Source organism: Pseudomonas sp. GGS8, assembly GCF_024168645.1.
GTDB lineage: Bacteria > Pseudomonadota > Gammaproteobacteria > Pseudomonadales > Pseudomonadaceae > Aquipseudomonas.
In genome coordinates, this window is record NZ_JALJWF010000001.1 from 1,537,952 (window position 1) to 1,550,459 (window position 12,508).

Here is a 12,508-nt window from a genome sequence, read left to right on the forward strand (position 1 = left end):
TGAACAAGCAGATTCCGCCAGCCCGTTGTGCATAAGCATTCAATCAAAACGACATAACCGCCGAATTCCGGACATCACGGGCGGAAAATTGCGCCTGGCAATGCCCCTTGCTATACACGCATACGAAGGCGCCGACAGTGCGGCCATGAACAAGAAAAATCTTCGACCGTTACGTTCTGCATAGGCCATCAATTCAGCCACCCCCGTCACCAACGCCGAAACCACCTCCCCGCCGCCCTGCAACGCGCCGAACACGCCGAAGCGCAACTGCGGGCGATGCAAAACAGCCGAGCCTGGCGCACCCTGCAAAAACTCAAGAAAGTACTGCATCGCGCCTGACCGAAAGCCTGCGCAAAAATAGTCTGAATTCAGGGGTTTACAGAACCAACCCAATCGCTATAATCGTCGCCCTGACACGCCGGTATAGCTCAGATGGTAGAGCAACTGACTTGTAATCAGTAGGTCCCGGGTTCGATTCCTGGTGCCGGCACCATACAAAACAAAGCCCTCGCAGCAATACGAGGGCTTTGTTGTTTCTGGCATCTAGAAAAACAACCCTTGTAGATACCGTCTTACCCCTCCCCTGCGCCAAATCTACTTGCACACCGCCCCATCACAATTTCACTTCAGCGCTAAGCACTTAACTGCCTGATCCAGTCAAGACTCGCCACGGTAGAACCGGAAGGCCGGTATTCACACCCGATCCATCCTGTGTAGCCACGCTGCTCCAGCGCCGCGAACAAGGCTGCAAAGTCGATGCTCCCCGTTCCCGGCTCGTGACGCCCCGGGCAGTCGGCAATTTGCACATGGACTGTTCTGTCATAAAACCGAGCCAGAACATCTGCTGCGTCTCCAGTCAGACGCTGGGCATGGTAAAGATCGAGGATCAGCCCGACACTCGGGAAGGTTTCCAGCACCTGTTGCGCCTTGCTGAAGTCAGACATGTAATAGCCCGGCACCTCCTGCGTACAAATTACTTCGATAAGCGGCCGCAACCCCTGATCCTCGAAGTACTTGACGGCATACTCCAGGTTGCCCCCGAAGATACGCCCAGCGTCATCCTGCGTCGTAACGCCAGACATGATGTGGACATCCGAACATGCCAGCGCTTTTGCATAGCCGGTGGCCTGGAGCAGCCCGTTGCGAAACTCTTCTTCCTTGCCCTGCAAGGCAGCGACGCCTTTGGTAACGCCAGCCGGTGCAGCGAACTGAATCAACGGCAGACTGTATTGAGCCAGGTGGTCGGCCAGGAGACTCGCGTCGAATTCATAGGGCGACGGGAACTCCACCGCCCGAAAACCAGCTGCGGCGGCTGCTTCGATGCGTTGCAGAAAAGGCAATTCATTGAATTGGAAGCCGAGATGAGCATTGAACTTGAGCATTGGGTAAATATCCATCCTGGGAAGAAAACCATCAGCCTGGAGCATCCTTTGCAACTCCAGCACGGCACTATAGGTTGACGTTATCAGCAAGCTCAAATCGTGCGGGTCTTTTTTGCTCAAAACCATGGGATAAACGATGATTTCCATTTGGGGAAGAAGTTGTCCCTTTCCACTTCTCAGAAGCCATGGCTCCCGGATGCCGCTCCTGGCTGGGGCTCTTTGCCGAGAAAAGGGGCAGTTTCCACTTCCAGCATCAGCAACACCATTTCCGTCAATTCGGCGTCGGACTTCTGTCCCGCATAGAGGTCATGGAGTGCTTTGGCGAAGGGGATGCGCAGGTCTTGGTTTTCTTCGCGGGCGGTATCGCTGTATTGCATGAGTTCGCTGATGGCTCGCAGCACAGCCGCTTGCCACCGAGCGGTGGTCCTGGGACCATCGCTGGTGATTGCAATCAACTTATCCTTCGTCAGCTGGCGAAGGGCAGGTTCTCGCAACGGCTTAAGCGGCTTTGGGTTGCGAGTGATCTTTGACATACCGGACGATACTCAGCGTTTCCTGCCGGAACTGCTCGTAGTCGATCTGCTGGGCGTTAATAAAGGTGCTGCCCATCATGGTCAGCGAGCCCATAAAGCTGGCTTCGGAAATTTCCTCGTCGCTCGCGCCAAACAAGCGCGCGGCTTCGGTATGGAACAGGGCACAATACTTACAACGGGTCGCCCCGGACACCGCCAGACCTATCAACTCCTTGTACTTATTAGGAATCTTGGTATCTGCCAGCCAGAAATCCCGGGCCACGCCCCAGAATCCGATCGCTCCGCCTTCCGGCATCTGCTTGATCCACTCCGGAACCAGACCCAGGGTCTGTTCAATTTCCTGATAGGTATCACGAATGGCCATTTGACACCTCCTTACCTCTGTAGAGACATCTTCTATAGAGATATAACTAGTTTAGTTCGCTGGCGGCCATGCCAGAGCCGGCTGCAGCACGACTTCAGCAAATGAACTCTTAACCATCGTAGAAACAACAGGATGGATTTAGACTTTTCGGGCGCAATGACGTACCGCTCAGTACCTGGAGTTATCAGACTTGGCGGGTTGGCTAAGAGACGATCTTCGGATGATGCACGTGCTGGTAAAGCGTGCGCCATACAAAACAAAGCCCTCGCAAAAAAGCGAGGGCTTTGTTGTTTCTGATGTTTAGAAAACAGGTCTTAGTGACCCGCACTCTGCCCACCATCAACGTGCAGGATTTCCCCGGTGACAAAGTTAGCGCTGTCCAGATACACAACAGCCTGAGCAATATCGCTGATCTCGCCCATGTGCCCAACCGGGTGCAAATTCCCCAGCGCTGCATGAGTTTCCTCATCATGCATTGGCGTCTTGATGATGCCAGGGGAAACCGCATTCACCCGAATCCCACGCTTGGCGTACTCAATCGCCAGGGACTTGGTTGCCGCGTTCAAGCCACCTTTGGTCAACGACGCCAGTACTGATGGCACACCGTCAATCGCGTGGTCCACCAGGCTGGTGGTGATGTTGACGACGTGGCCTTTGCCCTGCTTTTCCATCTCGGTGATCGCGAGTTGGGTGATGTAGAAGAAACCATTCAGGTTCACCGACAGTACCGCGGCATAGTCTTCAGGTGTGTAGGCGGTGAACGGCTTGGCAACGAAGATCCCGGCGTTGTTGACCAGGGTGTCGATGCGGCCAAAACGTGTGATCGCTTCACGAATGACTTGCTGAGCCACTGCCGGGTCGCCAATGTCGCCCGCCACGGTGAGGATGTCCGGGTCGGTGGACGGTTTGATCGAACGCGAGGTGGCGACAACCTTGTAATCGAGATCACGGAAAGCCTTGACCATGCCTGCACCGAGACCTTGCGATGCGCCCGTAATAACGATGACTTTTTTCGAATTGCTCATGATGAACCTCTACTGATAAATGATGGTTTGAAAAGGTGGTAAATCAGGCTTCAACAGGCGCCTGCGCCATTTGTCTCAACATCTGTTCGTAGTACTCGACCGATTGCGAACCGGACACCAGGTGACGGCCGTTCAGCACCATGGCCGGTACCGAATTAATCCCGCGCTCGCGGTAAAACGCCTCAAGCTCACGCACCTCGTTGGCGAACGCTCCGGACTCCAGCACCTCGCCCGCCCGCTCCGCATCTAGCCCCGCCCCAGCCGCCAGACGCACCAGCGTCGCGTGATCGCTCGGGTTCTGGCCGTCGGTGAAATAAGCACGCAGCAAGGCTTTCTTGAGTGCGACCTGCCGCCCTTCCTGCAACGCCCACAACAGCAATCGGTGAGCATCGAAGGTGTTATGGAAGTGGGTGCGCTTCTCCAGATCGAACTTGAACCCGATGGCCTCGCCCCGAGCGATCTGCATCGCTTTGCCGGCGGCGACGTCCTCGGCGCTGCGCCCGTACTTGCGCATCAAGTGCTCGACTGCCTTCTCGCCTTCCGCCGGCATGTCCGGGTTCAACTCGAAAGGCTTGAAGGTCAGATCGACCGAGACCTCACCCGCGACGTTCTCGATCGCTTGCTCCAGCGCCGTCGCACCCAAGGCGCACCACGGGCACACCACATCGGAAATGAAATCGATGGTGACGGAGGCGGTCATGACTGCCCCTCCGCCTCAGCCAGCTGCTTGCGGTACTGGGTGGTGGTGATACCGGCATAGCCCCAGTTATCGGTGTCGACTTCTTCGATCACGATGTGGGTCAGGTCCGGGCGCTTGTTGAGGACGCGCTCCAGGGTTTCAGTGATTTCGGCGATCACCTGAGCTTTCTGCTCTGAGGTAACACCATCGCGGGTAATGCGTACGCTGACAAAAGGCATGATGAGTCTCCGGTGACCTGCCCTTCGGGATGAGGGGTAGGTAGGTGGAGCTCAATGTAAGAGGTTGGCTTGGGGGGATAAAGGTGGGGGCGGGAACATCATTAGTGATGCGATGTAATGAATCCGCACTCAGGCCAGACCTTAACCTTTATGCTAAATTATGGCTGGCCAATAATTATGGCGTATCCATAAAAAGAGGTAATTGTATGAGCAGCATTTTTCAGCGCCCTGAACTGGCTGAACAAATGGCAAATCAGCTTCTCAATCCGGGTGTTCTCGATGAGGGTCTGCGCTCAGGTCTGTTTCTGTCCGGCCTGCGCAGGACCGGTAAAACGACATTCCTGAGAAACGACCTCATCCCTGCCCTGGAAGAAGCGGGCGCTCTGGTCATTTACGTCGACTTATGGAGCGACACACTGGCCAATCCTGCGACGCTCGTGCATAACGCGATCCGTCAGCGCCTGGAAGAACTCCAAACGCCCGGCTCCAGTCTGCTCGAAATGCTCAAACGTGTTAGTGGTGCAGATATTGGCGTAGCCGGATTCAAGTTTGGTTTCAAGCTCGACAGCATTGGCAATACAGGTGGGCCAACGTTGGCACAGGCGCTGACTGAGGTGGTCGACCAAGCGAAAACAGATTTGGTGCTGATCATCGACGAAGTGCAACACGCCATTTCCTCTGACGATGGCAATCAATTGCTTTTGGCACTCAAGGCTGCACGTGATGCAATCAATCCGCGCCCGAATACACCGGGTTACTTTCTGTTCATCGGAACAGGATCGCACCGGGCGCAAGTCAGCGAACTGACTGCAAAGCGGAACCAGGCGTTTTCCGGTGCAACGTCGGCGGCTTATCCGGTGTTGAAGGGGGATTACGTTGAGTACCTGCTGAACCGCCTCGCAATGACGGTGAAGAAGGAGAAGTTGCCGTCTCTTGAGGTTGCCATTGAAGCATTCAATACCTTGGGGAATCGGCCAGAGGAAATGCTCAAGGCGCTGCGACAGTTGATGCAGCAAGAAGGTGATCCCGATCTATTTCTGCCAGTAATTGCCAGTACTTTGCGCTCTGCTGCGGCCAGTATTGAGCTTGAAAAGGTTGAGCAGTTGGGAAGTCTGGCTCAGGCTATTTTCAACAAAATCGCATCCACGGAAGGTGATGCACGGGGGATTTTCTCCACCGATGCGGCGGCTGAGTATTCGAAGACTGTCGGTCGCGAGGTACGTGTTGAAGAGATTCAACCGGTAGTGATTGCGCTGGTTGCCGAGAATATCATCATGCGGCGAGGGCATGGAATCTATGCGATTACGGATCAGTTTGTTCAAGAAATCTGGCTTGAAGAACGAGCGTTGATTGACGCCAGTTAGAATCTAACTGGAGGAATTGCGTTTCTCCGGGCTTCACATCTCGCTGACTTCAAATACAAACGAGATCCTGCGACTGCTTGCACTCCACACATACCGAATGTGCTTCCCTTGCTTGGGAATGGACACAGCCGGCGGTCGAAACGCGGCCACACATTCATGCCCAGGTAATCGAACGCTGTTGTAGAGCAATCCCCAGGACAACGTTTCGCGCAGTTGTCGGGCAAAGGCCTGGGCCGGACCGTAGGCGTTGGGATCCGGGTCGTGCAGGTGCGGGTAGTCGGCGCGGATGTCGTGCAAGGGTTTGACGACCCGGTTGACGTACGTGCGCATGGTCAACTCAAGATCCGGTTCGTTGGTTGCGGCGAGGAATCGCTCCTGGTGATAACTCGTCTCGGCAATGGCCGCGGCCTGGCTGCTGGCGGCGTAGTAGACGCCGAAGGTGCCGTCGGTGAAGCGGCTGGTTTTGCCGATGTGGGTGAAAGCAGCCATCACCGGTGTGGAGCCGGGGCCGGAGATGCGGTCTTCGGGGCGTACGCGGGTGAGCACGCCGGCTTCTTCCATCAACCGATCATTGGTCAGAGCTTCCAGCGCATAGGCGATGGGCAGGTCTTCGGGGTCGAGGACGTCTTCGAACAACGAGATCGGCGGAAAGCAGCTGTTGACGATCCGATAGGCCCGCGGCCACTGCGGGTCGGCCAGTTCCGGCGCCATCAACCGCGCACCCCGTCGAGATAGCGGCGTACGTCAGCAATGTCGACCACGCGACCGGCCAGCATGTAGCTCAATGCCGACTGGCCATTGAACGGTGCGGCGGTGTTGGGGCTGCTGACCCATGTGTAGGCGCGTTCGCGACTGTTGCTGAAGATGATGCTCAGCGCTTTGTGGATGCCCATCAAATACGAGATGCGCTCCAGGGTGTCGTGGGGCAGGCGCACGTTGGGCGGCAAGTGCTTGTACTTGTAGAAAGTCGTATTGCCGACCTTGCCCAGGAGCGTGCGTTGTTGCTCGGCGGTACAGCCCCAGCGTTCCATGAGGTTGAAGAAAAACTTCAACGCGACTCGACCGGCTTCGGGGGAGTCGAGCTGTTGCTGTGGGCTGAGGACAGAGGATGAGGCAGGCACGGGAATAGCCTCCTTGGGTATGATGTCTTGATTTCAGACTAGTACAGTTGCGAACAAAAATGAATTTTTAATTCGCAAATATATTGATCTATTCCCCCGTTGAAAAGCGCATCCACGCCAGCTTTTCCGCAGTCTGAAAAGACACCGACACACGGTCCGACACACACGTTGACACCCACGCTGTAGGGGCAGAAAATTAAATCGAGAGCGCGAAACCGACTGCCTCCAAGTGGCAATAGTCGGCGTAGGAACCTCGTTGATGACTTGGAAATCAGCGCCTGGTGAGACCTCTTCTCCCCTGCTTGAGGGAGCACAATATCAAGCACCTTTTCATGAAAGCAGCCTGATCAGGCTGCTTTTTTTTCCTTGTGAAAAGGTTTCGTTGATAAACAAACACCCACACTCCCCCTATCCGGGCCACTTCTTGACCCCGATCACCTACCCCCCAGCAAAAATCTCGATTCTGTGTAACCCCCAGCCATCGGACGCAGAATCATTTCGCTACTAAACTCGGGACAAGCATGCTCTGGTGCAGGATCATAGCCAGCACGCGACCGACGCCCACTGGGCGGCAAGGTACACAACAATAACCAGCCCACTTTAGAGGGCATGACCCAAATGGATAGCAGAACCTTACGCAACCTCATGCGCATCGTGCAGACCGGCTCGTTGTCGGCGGCGGCAGAGCACTCCTTTTTGACCGTGCAGGCATTGGCCGCGCAGTTGAACAAGGTCGAAGAGCAGTTCGGTTTTCGGTTGTTTCGTCGCTCCAACAAGGGGCTGACCCTAACCACTCAGGGCACGGAGCTCACGCCCTACATGGACAAAGTGCTGGTTGCGACGCGGCAGCTGGAAGAGAAAGTCGCCGCGCTCAAAGTGCCCGGGCAGCGCACGCTCAAGGTTGCGCTTAATACCACGCTTCCGGCCGACTTCAACCGGCGAATGATCGGACGCCTCATCGAGGTGTTTCCTGATTATCAGCTGGAATTCAGCTACGCCGAGTCGATGGAAAACCTCAGCAAGTTGAAGAATGAGGACTTCGACCTGGCCGTGCTGATCGGGCCGCAACAACCGGGATTGCCCAGCATTGCCCTGCCTGATGTGCAGGTGCAGGTGGTGGGCGCTCATTGCGGTCAGGAGAATGATCCGCTGATGCTGCTGGGCAATAAGGTTCAGGTTCGGCCGGCCGACGATTGTCCGTATTCCCATAGTTTCTTGCGCTTTCTCGACGCCGGTCTTGGCAACTACGAGTCAGGCAAGCGGATGATCTATTCCTGCAGTGAAACCCTGACCCTGTCGTTGATCACGCAAATGGACGGCCTGGGCATGGTTTCCCGTGAGGCGGCCCTGCGTAATGGCCTGACCATTTTCCCGGGGTTCGAGGATTCCCTCGAAGTGCGGTTGGCGATCAATAATCCCGAGTTGTCAGGCCAGGCCTTGAACGACGTGGTCGATCTGCCGCTACATGAACGAGCCGAGCGCAATGTACGCAGCCGTTCCCACCGCAACGGAGAGAAAGAGGTTTTTGCTGAAATACGCACATAACAACGTCGGAATGGCCGCATAAAATTCCGGGCGATCGAGCTGCACACGCTGATCCTTGATCAACAGGGGCGTAAGGCTGATGGCAGCCACGATCGCCACCGGCAGGTATTCCAGCGCTCGGGCGACCAAGGGTGGCCAATGATCGGTGTTCACCTGCAGCGGCAACGCGCGCGGCAGGAATGTCACGGCCATCATCAGCACGACGACCAGGATCAGGAACGTTTGGTCAGGCATACACCCACTCCGCAGCCCACGAATGTGGCGATGAATACGTTGAAGGGTGAGTTGCCAATCAGGCTCAGTGCCCCCATGCAAGCGACCGCGGCCAGTGCGGCAATCAGTTTGTTGCGGGTGTTGCAGAGCGATACCAGCACGTAGAGCATCATCGCGGTCAGCGCATAGTCGAGCTGATATTTGATCAGGTGCGCTGCGTACTGCGCACAGATCGCCCCCAGCAAACCACCGAGTACCCACGAGGTGTGGCAATACAAATTGAAGCCGATCAGGTAACGCACATTGACCGGCGTGCCCTTGCCCAGTTTGACGCTGTGGAAGGCGAACGATTCATCGGTCAGCCCACCGGCATAACACCAGCGCTCCAGACGACTGAGCCCCAGCGCTTGCAAGGCCTTGGCCATATAGACCGACATCAGCATGTGCCGCGCATTGATCAGAAACGTGGTGAGGATGATGGTGGTCAACGACGCGCCGCTGGAGATCAACGCCAGAGCGGCGAACTGCGAGGCTCCGGCGTAGACAAACAGGCACATCGCGACCGGCAGCCACACGGGCAACCCGGCATTGACGGCCATCAAACCGAACACAAACGACACCGTGAAGTAGCCCGCAACCACCGGGCTGGCTTCGGCAAACGTGCGTGAGGGCTGGGGTTCGACCATCAGCGGCTGGCTGCTGGACGTCTCATTCATAGGTCCCTCTCAAAGGTCGTTTCGCCGCGCGGCTCACAAAAGCCCTGGGCACTCCAAAAACGTTTGCCGGCAAGGTTAGCATCGTCGACGAACAGGAACATCCGCAGCACTCCCACCCGTTTCATGTCCGCCGAGGCCGCTTCCACCAGGCGCTGACCAACGCCCTGGCTGCGATATAGCGGGCTCACCGCCAGGTGATTGATGGTGCCGCGACTGCCGAGCATACCGCCCAACACCGCGCCGACCACTTCGCCACGGACATCGAGCGCGAGAAACGCGGTGGTGGTTTTCTGCACCAACACACCTCGCAGGCATTTGGCGTCCTGCCACTCACAGAACGACACTTCTTCGAATTGCCGAAAGAAGCGTTCCAGGCGTTGGGCATCCTGGGCCATCGCGCGCAGCAGCATCACTGGTGCAGGGCACTCGGCAATGTTCATCATGGGCTCGAGCTGTTCAGCGAACAATGTCGAAAGCGGTCCCGGGCCGCGAGAAGGAAATGGCCAGAATCTGCCGATAGGCCATTTCGTGAGCATGGGTGTTGCGTGCCGGTGTCACGTAGTGACGCATCTCGCGATCGAGGAAGTAGGTGGTGTCGAGGATTTCCATATAGGTCGTCGCCGCCAACTGCTCCTCTTGGGCCGAATACAAACGGCTCTGCGCCCCGTCCACGTTGTTACGGCCCCAGAAGTGCACACCGCTGAACGGATAACCGTCGCAATGAATACCTTCCGGGGTGATTTCCAGTTGCTTGCCCGGCTTGATCTCGATGCGGATCTGATGAATCTGGCATTGCCAGATTTCATCGTGCAATTCCGGCGGCAATACGTTTTTGTACACCTCGAAATCCGCATCGATGAGGCTGCGCATCACCGGCGAATTGATGACTTCATTGGAGAAGTCCTGGAAGTGCCGCTCCAGTCCACCGACATAGCTGTTGTTGGCCTTCGATTGCACGTAGGCGCGGTGTTCCAATTGCTTCAGGTCACGGGTGACCGGGTTGTATTCGAAATCGCTGTAGCGACGAAAACGCATGCCCGCATCGGCCTGGCCGTAATAACTGTCCGGCTCCATGTTTTCCCAACTTTTGGTCAACCTGACGAAGTCGGAAAAATGACCGAAGAGATTGAAGTCGGCTCCCTGGACGTTGACATACTTGTCGCGCCGTAGCGATTCGCCAACTTCTTTGTTCAACACGATCATTACTAGGTCTCCGCTACATTTAGCGGCCTAATCTAGTAGGTGCCGGATTGACGGCCCATGAGAAAGAATTTCAGGCATATCAAGCGTTGCTTGAAACGCGGGATGAAGTTGCTTCAATTCGACTTTTTACGATCAAAAACAGCCGTTTTCAGTGTTTTTCTACGGTCATTAGGCAAAAAACCCCGAACCGGTCAGGGTTTTTTATCGAGTTCGAGCAACTCAGCCGATCATCAGAAGAGATACGCGCTGTGCCGAACAGCTGAAACGGCGCTATCGCGCTCTTTTTTCACCGCGAAAACAAAAAGGCCCGCACACGAACATTCGCGGCGGGCCTTTTATTGTTTTGTCAGTCGTGGCGGTTAGCCACAGGCGTTGGGGCGCATCCTATCTGTGCGTTTAACGACGTGTCAATTTCGTTAATCGTCTGTAAATAGGCGAAAAACGTCTAAGAAATCACTTGTCAGCGATAGCCAATTGCACGGTATGGCTGTCGACAAACTGTTCAAAATGGGTGACTTTGCCGTCGGCCAGAGTCCACAAATGCGCGACCCGGGCATTCATTGCACGGCCGGTGGCTTTATAGACGCCGCTGTAATTGCCGTAGGCAAATACCTTGTCGCCCTGGGCGACATAGTTCTCGACCTTGAACTGAAAATCTTCCCACTCAGTGGCCAGCCGCTTGAAGACGTTTTCGACGATAGCGTCAAAGCCGACGTAGGTGCCGGCATACGGAAAACCCGCCGCTTCGGTCCAGCGGGCGTCATCGGCCAGCGCCGCCGCGGTGTTGCGCGCATTCTCCTGGGAGTTGGCGCCTTCGTAGGTGCTTTTGATCAGGCTCAGGTTATCCATGGTGACTCCAGGTGAGTTCAATGGGCGCAGCCGTCGAGGCCACAGGTTTCAAACACGGATGAAGACGCTGTTGCCGCAAGCGACTGGCTCAACCATTGGGCGAAGGCTTGCGGCTTGCCGAGCCAGGGGCCGATATCGACCACGGTGAACTGGCCATCCTGCTCCAGCGCGAAGGTCGGGAAGCCCTGGCCGCCGACACGGACCAACAGTGCGCGGCTGTCCTTTATATGCCGCTCGGTGTCGGCGGTATTAAATGCCTGTTGGAAAGCCTCAGGTTCAAGACCTGTCTGTGCAGCGAGTTCAAGCAAAACGGCCTCGTCAGCGATGCGTCGACCTTCCACGTAATGGGCCGTCTGCAAACGCCCCAGCAACTCCAGTCCGCGCCCGGCGATCTGCTCGGCAGCCAGCACGGCGGCAATCGGCGGCGTGGAATCGAACAGCGCCGTCTCATCACGCAGCAATCCCTCAAAATACGCCTCGCCAAACGGCTGGCCGGTGTACTCGGCGATACGTCGGTCGTGGGGCATGACGTAATTGCGCAGTTGTGGCGAAACGGTTTGGCGATTGGCACCGCTCATCATGCCACCACCGTGGCCGATCACCGGCAACACGGCTTGGGCAGCTTGCACCAAGGGTTTGGCGCCGTAGCACCAACCGCACAATGGGTCGTAAATGTAGTGAAGGGTCATGGGAAGACTCCGGCAAAAAAGTAGGAAAACTCAATGCCGGCAGACTAATACCCGGATCGTTTTGGAAAAACGCCGGAATCGATTTCAGTCTGTTTCAAGAATCGGTCGAATGCCCCTCGTGACCGACACCTCCGATCTTGCAGGCATCCACTTTTCTGACGGGCATAAAAAAGCGCCACCTTTCCGGCAGCGCTTTTATCAATCCGTTGTTTTTCTTCTTATCCTTCCATCACATCCCACAACGCCTCCAGTTCCGCCTCGCTGAATAAACCAGCGGGATAGCGCTCGATCATCATCCGGCGCGGATCAGGTTCCCTGATCTGACGCGTTCCATTGGACTTCAACCACTGTGCCAGGACCTGGAGCGATTCGCTGTTAACTGCCAGGGGATGCAGTGCCCGATCGCTCACTACGTTCATTTCGGCGTTCATCTAAGCGCTCTCTCCTGGTTTGTGAGCGGCTAACTTATCCAAGGTTTATGACAGAACATCGAAGTTCTCTCCCTCCCCGTGTTGCGCCATCGAAGATACAAGAGCTATGCCAATGTTTTCGAAGTGTCGATAAGTGGATACAAAAAAGCCCGCAG

Annotated in this window: 17 protein-coding genes, 1 tRNA gene and 1 pseudogene; 4 read left to right on the forward strand and 15 right to left on the reverse strand. The window is 56.0% G+C overall.

Annotated features, from left to right (window positions below; translation table 11 throughout):
* Positions 1 to 174: 174 nt before the first annotated feature.
* A pseudogene (locus J3D54_RS06730) lies at positions 175 to 339 on the forward strand (FkbM family methyltransferase); the annotation flags it as partial.
* Between the two features lie 78 nt (positions 340 to 417).
* Positions 418 to 493: transfer RNA gene (locus J3D54_RS06735), tRNA-Thr, on the forward strand.
* A 139-nt stretch (positions 494 to 632) separates the two neighbouring features.
* On the opposite strand, the gene J3D54_RS06740 is transcribed toward J3D54_RS06735, so the two are convergent.
* The 6 genes from J3D54_RS06740 to J3D54_RS06765 all read right to left on the reverse strand — a co-directional run bounded on the left by J3D54_RS06740 (position 633) and on the right by J3D54_RS06765 (position 4,222).
* On the reverse strand, positions 633 to 1,382 hold the full coding sequence (locus J3D54_RS06740) for a hydroxypyruvate isomerase family protein (protein ID WP_253426523.1): 750 nt from the start codon (positions 1,380 to 1,382) through the stop codon (positions 633 to 635).
* A gap of 176 nt (positions 1,383 to 1,558) precedes the next feature.
* Complete coding sequence (locus J3D54_RS06745; protein ID WP_253417222.1) at positions 1,559 to 1,915, reverse strand: hypothetical protein; 357 nt, start codon at positions 1,913 to 1,915, stop codon at positions 1,559 to 1,561.
* Positions 1,881 to 2,279 (reverse strand): carboxymuconolactone decarboxylase family protein, encoded by a 399-nt coding sequence (locus tag J3D54_RS06750; protein ID WP_007939479.1) that lies wholly within the window; start codon positions 2,277 to 2,279, stop codon positions 1,881 to 1,883. Before J3D54_RS06750 ends, J3D54_RS06745 begins: the two co-directional genes overlap by 35 nt.
* A 314-nt stretch (positions 2,280 to 2,593) precedes the next feature.
* Complete coding sequence (locus J3D54_RS06755) at positions 2,594 to 3,304, reverse strand: SDR family NAD(P)-dependent oxidoreductase (RefSeq protein WP_253417223.1); 711 nt, start codon at positions 3,302 to 3,304, stop codon at positions 2,594 to 2,596.
* A 43-nt stretch (positions 3,305 to 3,347) separates the two neighbouring features.
* A complete protein-coding gene (locus J3D54_RS06760; protein WP_253417224.1) occupies positions 3,348 to 4,004 on the reverse strand; it encodes a DsbA family oxidoreductase in 657 nt (218 codons plus the stop codon).
* On the reverse strand, positions 4,001 to 4,222 hold the full coding sequence (locus J3D54_RS06765; RefSeq protein WP_007939483.1) for a 4-oxalocrotonate tautomerase family protein: 222 nt from the start codon (positions 4,220 to 4,222) through the stop codon (positions 4,001 to 4,003). Before J3D54_RS06765 ends, J3D54_RS06760 begins: the two co-directional genes overlap by 4 nt.
* Positions 4,223 to 4,428: 206 nt before the next feature.
* Here J3D54_RS06765 and J3D54_RS06770 point away from each other — a divergent pair, with 206 nt between their 5' ends.
* Positions 4,429 to 5,586 carry an ATP-binding protein gene (locus tag J3D54_RS06770; RefSeq protein WP_253417225.1) on the forward strand — a complete coding sequence of 386 codons (1,158 nt, stop codon included), beginning with the start codon at positions 4,429 to 4,431 and terminating at the stop codon, positions 5,584 to 5,586.
* Positions 5,587 to 5,619: 33 nt separating this feature from the next.
* On the opposite strand, the gene J3D54_RS06775 is transcribed toward J3D54_RS06770, so the two are convergent.
* Together J3D54_RS06775 and J3D54_RS06780 are read right to left on the reverse strand one after the other, a co-directional pair.
* Positions 5,620 to 6,297, reverse strand: coding sequence for an RES family NAD+ phosphorylase (locus J3D54_RS06775; protein WP_253417226.1), 678 nt, complete (start codon positions 6,295 to 6,297; stop codon positions 5,620 to 5,622).
* Positions 6,297 to 6,707 (reverse strand): MbcA/ParS/Xre antitoxin family protein, encoded by a 411-nt coding sequence (locus J3D54_RS06780; RefSeq protein WP_253417227.1) that lies wholly within the window; start codon positions 6,705 to 6,707, stop codon positions 6,297 to 6,299. Before J3D54_RS06780 ends, J3D54_RS06775 begins: the two co-directional genes overlap by 1 nt.
* A gap of 618 nt (positions 6,708 to 7,325) precedes the next feature.
* Here J3D54_RS06780 and J3D54_RS06785 point away from each other — a divergent pair.
* Positions 7,326 to 8,252, forward strand: coding sequence for a LysR family transcriptional regulator (locus tag J3D54_RS06785; protein WP_253417228.1), 927 nt, complete (start codon positions 7,326 to 7,328; stop codon positions 8,250 to 8,252).
* Here the strand turns inward: J3D54_RS06785 and J3D54_RS06790 are convergent.
* The 7 genes from J3D54_RS06790 to J3D54_RS06820 all read right to left on the reverse strand — a co-directional run bounded on the left by J3D54_RS06790 (position 8,169) and on the right by J3D54_RS06820 (position 12,353).
* On the reverse strand, positions 8,169 to 8,486 hold the full coding sequence (locus J3D54_RS06790) for an AzlD domain-containing protein (RefSeq protein WP_253417229.1): 318 nt from the start codon (positions 8,484 to 8,486) through the stop codon (positions 8,169 to 8,171). The genes J3D54_RS06785 and J3D54_RS06790 overlap by 84 nt on opposite strands.
* Positions 8,465 to 9,181 (reverse strand): AzlC family ABC transporter permease, encoded by a 717-nt coding sequence (locus J3D54_RS06795; protein WP_253417230.1) that lies wholly within the window; start codon positions 9,179 to 9,181, stop codon positions 8,465 to 8,467. The genes J3D54_RS06790 and J3D54_RS06795 overlap by 22 nt, the downstream gene beginning before the upstream one ends.
* On the reverse strand, positions 9,178 to 9,591 hold the full coding sequence (locus J3D54_RS06800) for a GNAT family N-acetyltransferase (RefSeq protein WP_253426526.1): 414 nt from the start codon (positions 9,589 to 9,591) through the stop codon (positions 9,178 to 9,180). Before J3D54_RS06800 ends, J3D54_RS06795 begins: the two co-directional genes overlap by 4 nt.
* A 46-nt stretch (positions 9,592 to 9,637) precedes the next feature.
* Positions 9,638 to 10,384 carry a 2OG-Fe dioxygenase family protein gene (locus J3D54_RS06805; RefSeq protein ID WP_253417231.1) on the reverse strand — a complete coding sequence of 249 codons (747 nt, stop codon included), beginning with the start codon at positions 10,382 to 10,384 and terminating at the stop codon, positions 9,638 to 9,640.
* A gap of 453 nt (positions 10,385 to 10,837) precedes the next feature.
* Positions 10,838 to 11,233, reverse strand: a complete 396-nt coding sequence (locus J3D54_RS06810; RefSeq protein ID WP_253417232.1) for a nuclear transport factor 2 family protein — start codon at positions 11,231 to 11,233, stop codon at positions 10,838 to 10,840.
* A 17-nt stretch (positions 11,234 to 11,250) separates the two neighbouring features.
* Positions 11,251 to 11,922 (reverse strand): DsbA family protein, encoded by a 672-nt coding sequence (locus J3D54_RS06815; RefSeq protein WP_253417233.1) that lies wholly within the window; start codon positions 11,920 to 11,922, stop codon positions 11,251 to 11,253.
* A 218-nt stretch (positions 11,923 to 12,140) separates the two neighbouring features.
* Positions 12,141 to 12,353, reverse strand: a complete 213-nt coding sequence (locus J3D54_RS06820) for a hypothetical protein (RefSeq protein WP_253417234.1) — start codon at positions 12,351 to 12,353, stop codon at positions 12,141 to 12,143.
* Between the last annotated feature and the right edge of the window lie 155 nt (positions 12,354 to 12,508).

Coding starts and splice junctions, on each gene's coding strand:
- J3D54_RS06790 (WP_253417229.1), bottom strand. CDS start 8,486: ATGCCTGACCAAACGTTCCTGATCCTGGTCGTCGTGCTGATGATGGCC.
- J3D54_RS06795 (WP_253417230.1), bottom strand. CDS start 9,181: ATGAATGAGACGTCCAGCAGCCAGCCGCTGATGGTCGAACCCCAGCCC.
- J3D54_RS06750 (WP_007939479.1), bottom strand. CDS start 2,279: ATGGCCATTCGTGATACCTATCAGGAAATTGAACAGACCCTGGGTCTG.
- J3D54_RS06820 (WP_253417234.1), bottom strand. CDS start 12,353: ATGAACGCCGAAATGAACGTAGTGAGCGATCGGGCACTGCATCCCCTG.
- J3D54_RS06785 (WP_253417228.1), top strand. CDS start 7,326: ATGGATAGCAGAACCTTACGCAACCTCATGCGCATCGTGCAGACCGGC.
- J3D54_RS06765 (WP_007939483.1), bottom strand. CDS start 4,222: ATGCCTTTTGTCAGCGTACGCATTACCCGCGATGGTGTTACCTCAGAG.
- J3D54_RS06775 (WP_253417226.1), bottom strand. CDS start 6,297: ATGGCGCCGGAACTGGCCGACCCGCAGTGGCCGCGGGCCTATCGGATC.
- J3D54_RS06745 (WP_253417222.1), bottom strand. CDS start 1,915: ATGTCAAAGATCACTCGCAACCCAAAGCCGCTTAAGCCGTTGCGAGAA.
- J3D54_RS06755 (WP_253417223.1), bottom strand. CDS start 3,304: ATGAGCAATTCGAAAAAAGTCATCGTTATTACGGGCGCATCGCAAGGT.
- J3D54_RS06770 (WP_253417225.1), top strand. CDS start 4,429: ATGAGCAGCATTTTTCAGCGCCCTGAACTGGCTGAACAAATGGCAAAT.
- J3D54_RS06805 (WP_253417231.1), bottom strand. CDS start 10,384: ATGATCGTGTTGAACAAAGAAGTTGGCGAATCGCTACGGCGCGACAAG.
- J3D54_RS06810 (WP_253417232.1), bottom strand. CDS start 11,233: ATGGATAACCTGAGCCTGATCAAAAGCACCTACGAAGGCGCCAACTCC.
- J3D54_RS06740 (WP_253426523.1), bottom strand. CDS start 1,382: ATGCTCAAGTTCAATGCTCATCTCGGCTTCCAATTCAATGAATTGCCT.
- J3D54_RS06815 (WP_253417233.1), bottom strand. CDS start 11,922: ATGACCCTTCACTACATTTACGACCCATTGTGCGGTTGGTGCTACGGC.
- J3D54_RS06760 (WP_253417224.1), bottom strand. CDS start 4,004: ATGACCGCCTCCGTCACCATCGATTTCATTTCCGATGTGGTGTGCCCG.
- J3D54_RS06800 (WP_253426526.1), bottom strand. CDS start 9,591: ATGCTGCTGCGCGCGATGGCCCAGGATGCCCAACGCCTGGAACGCTTC.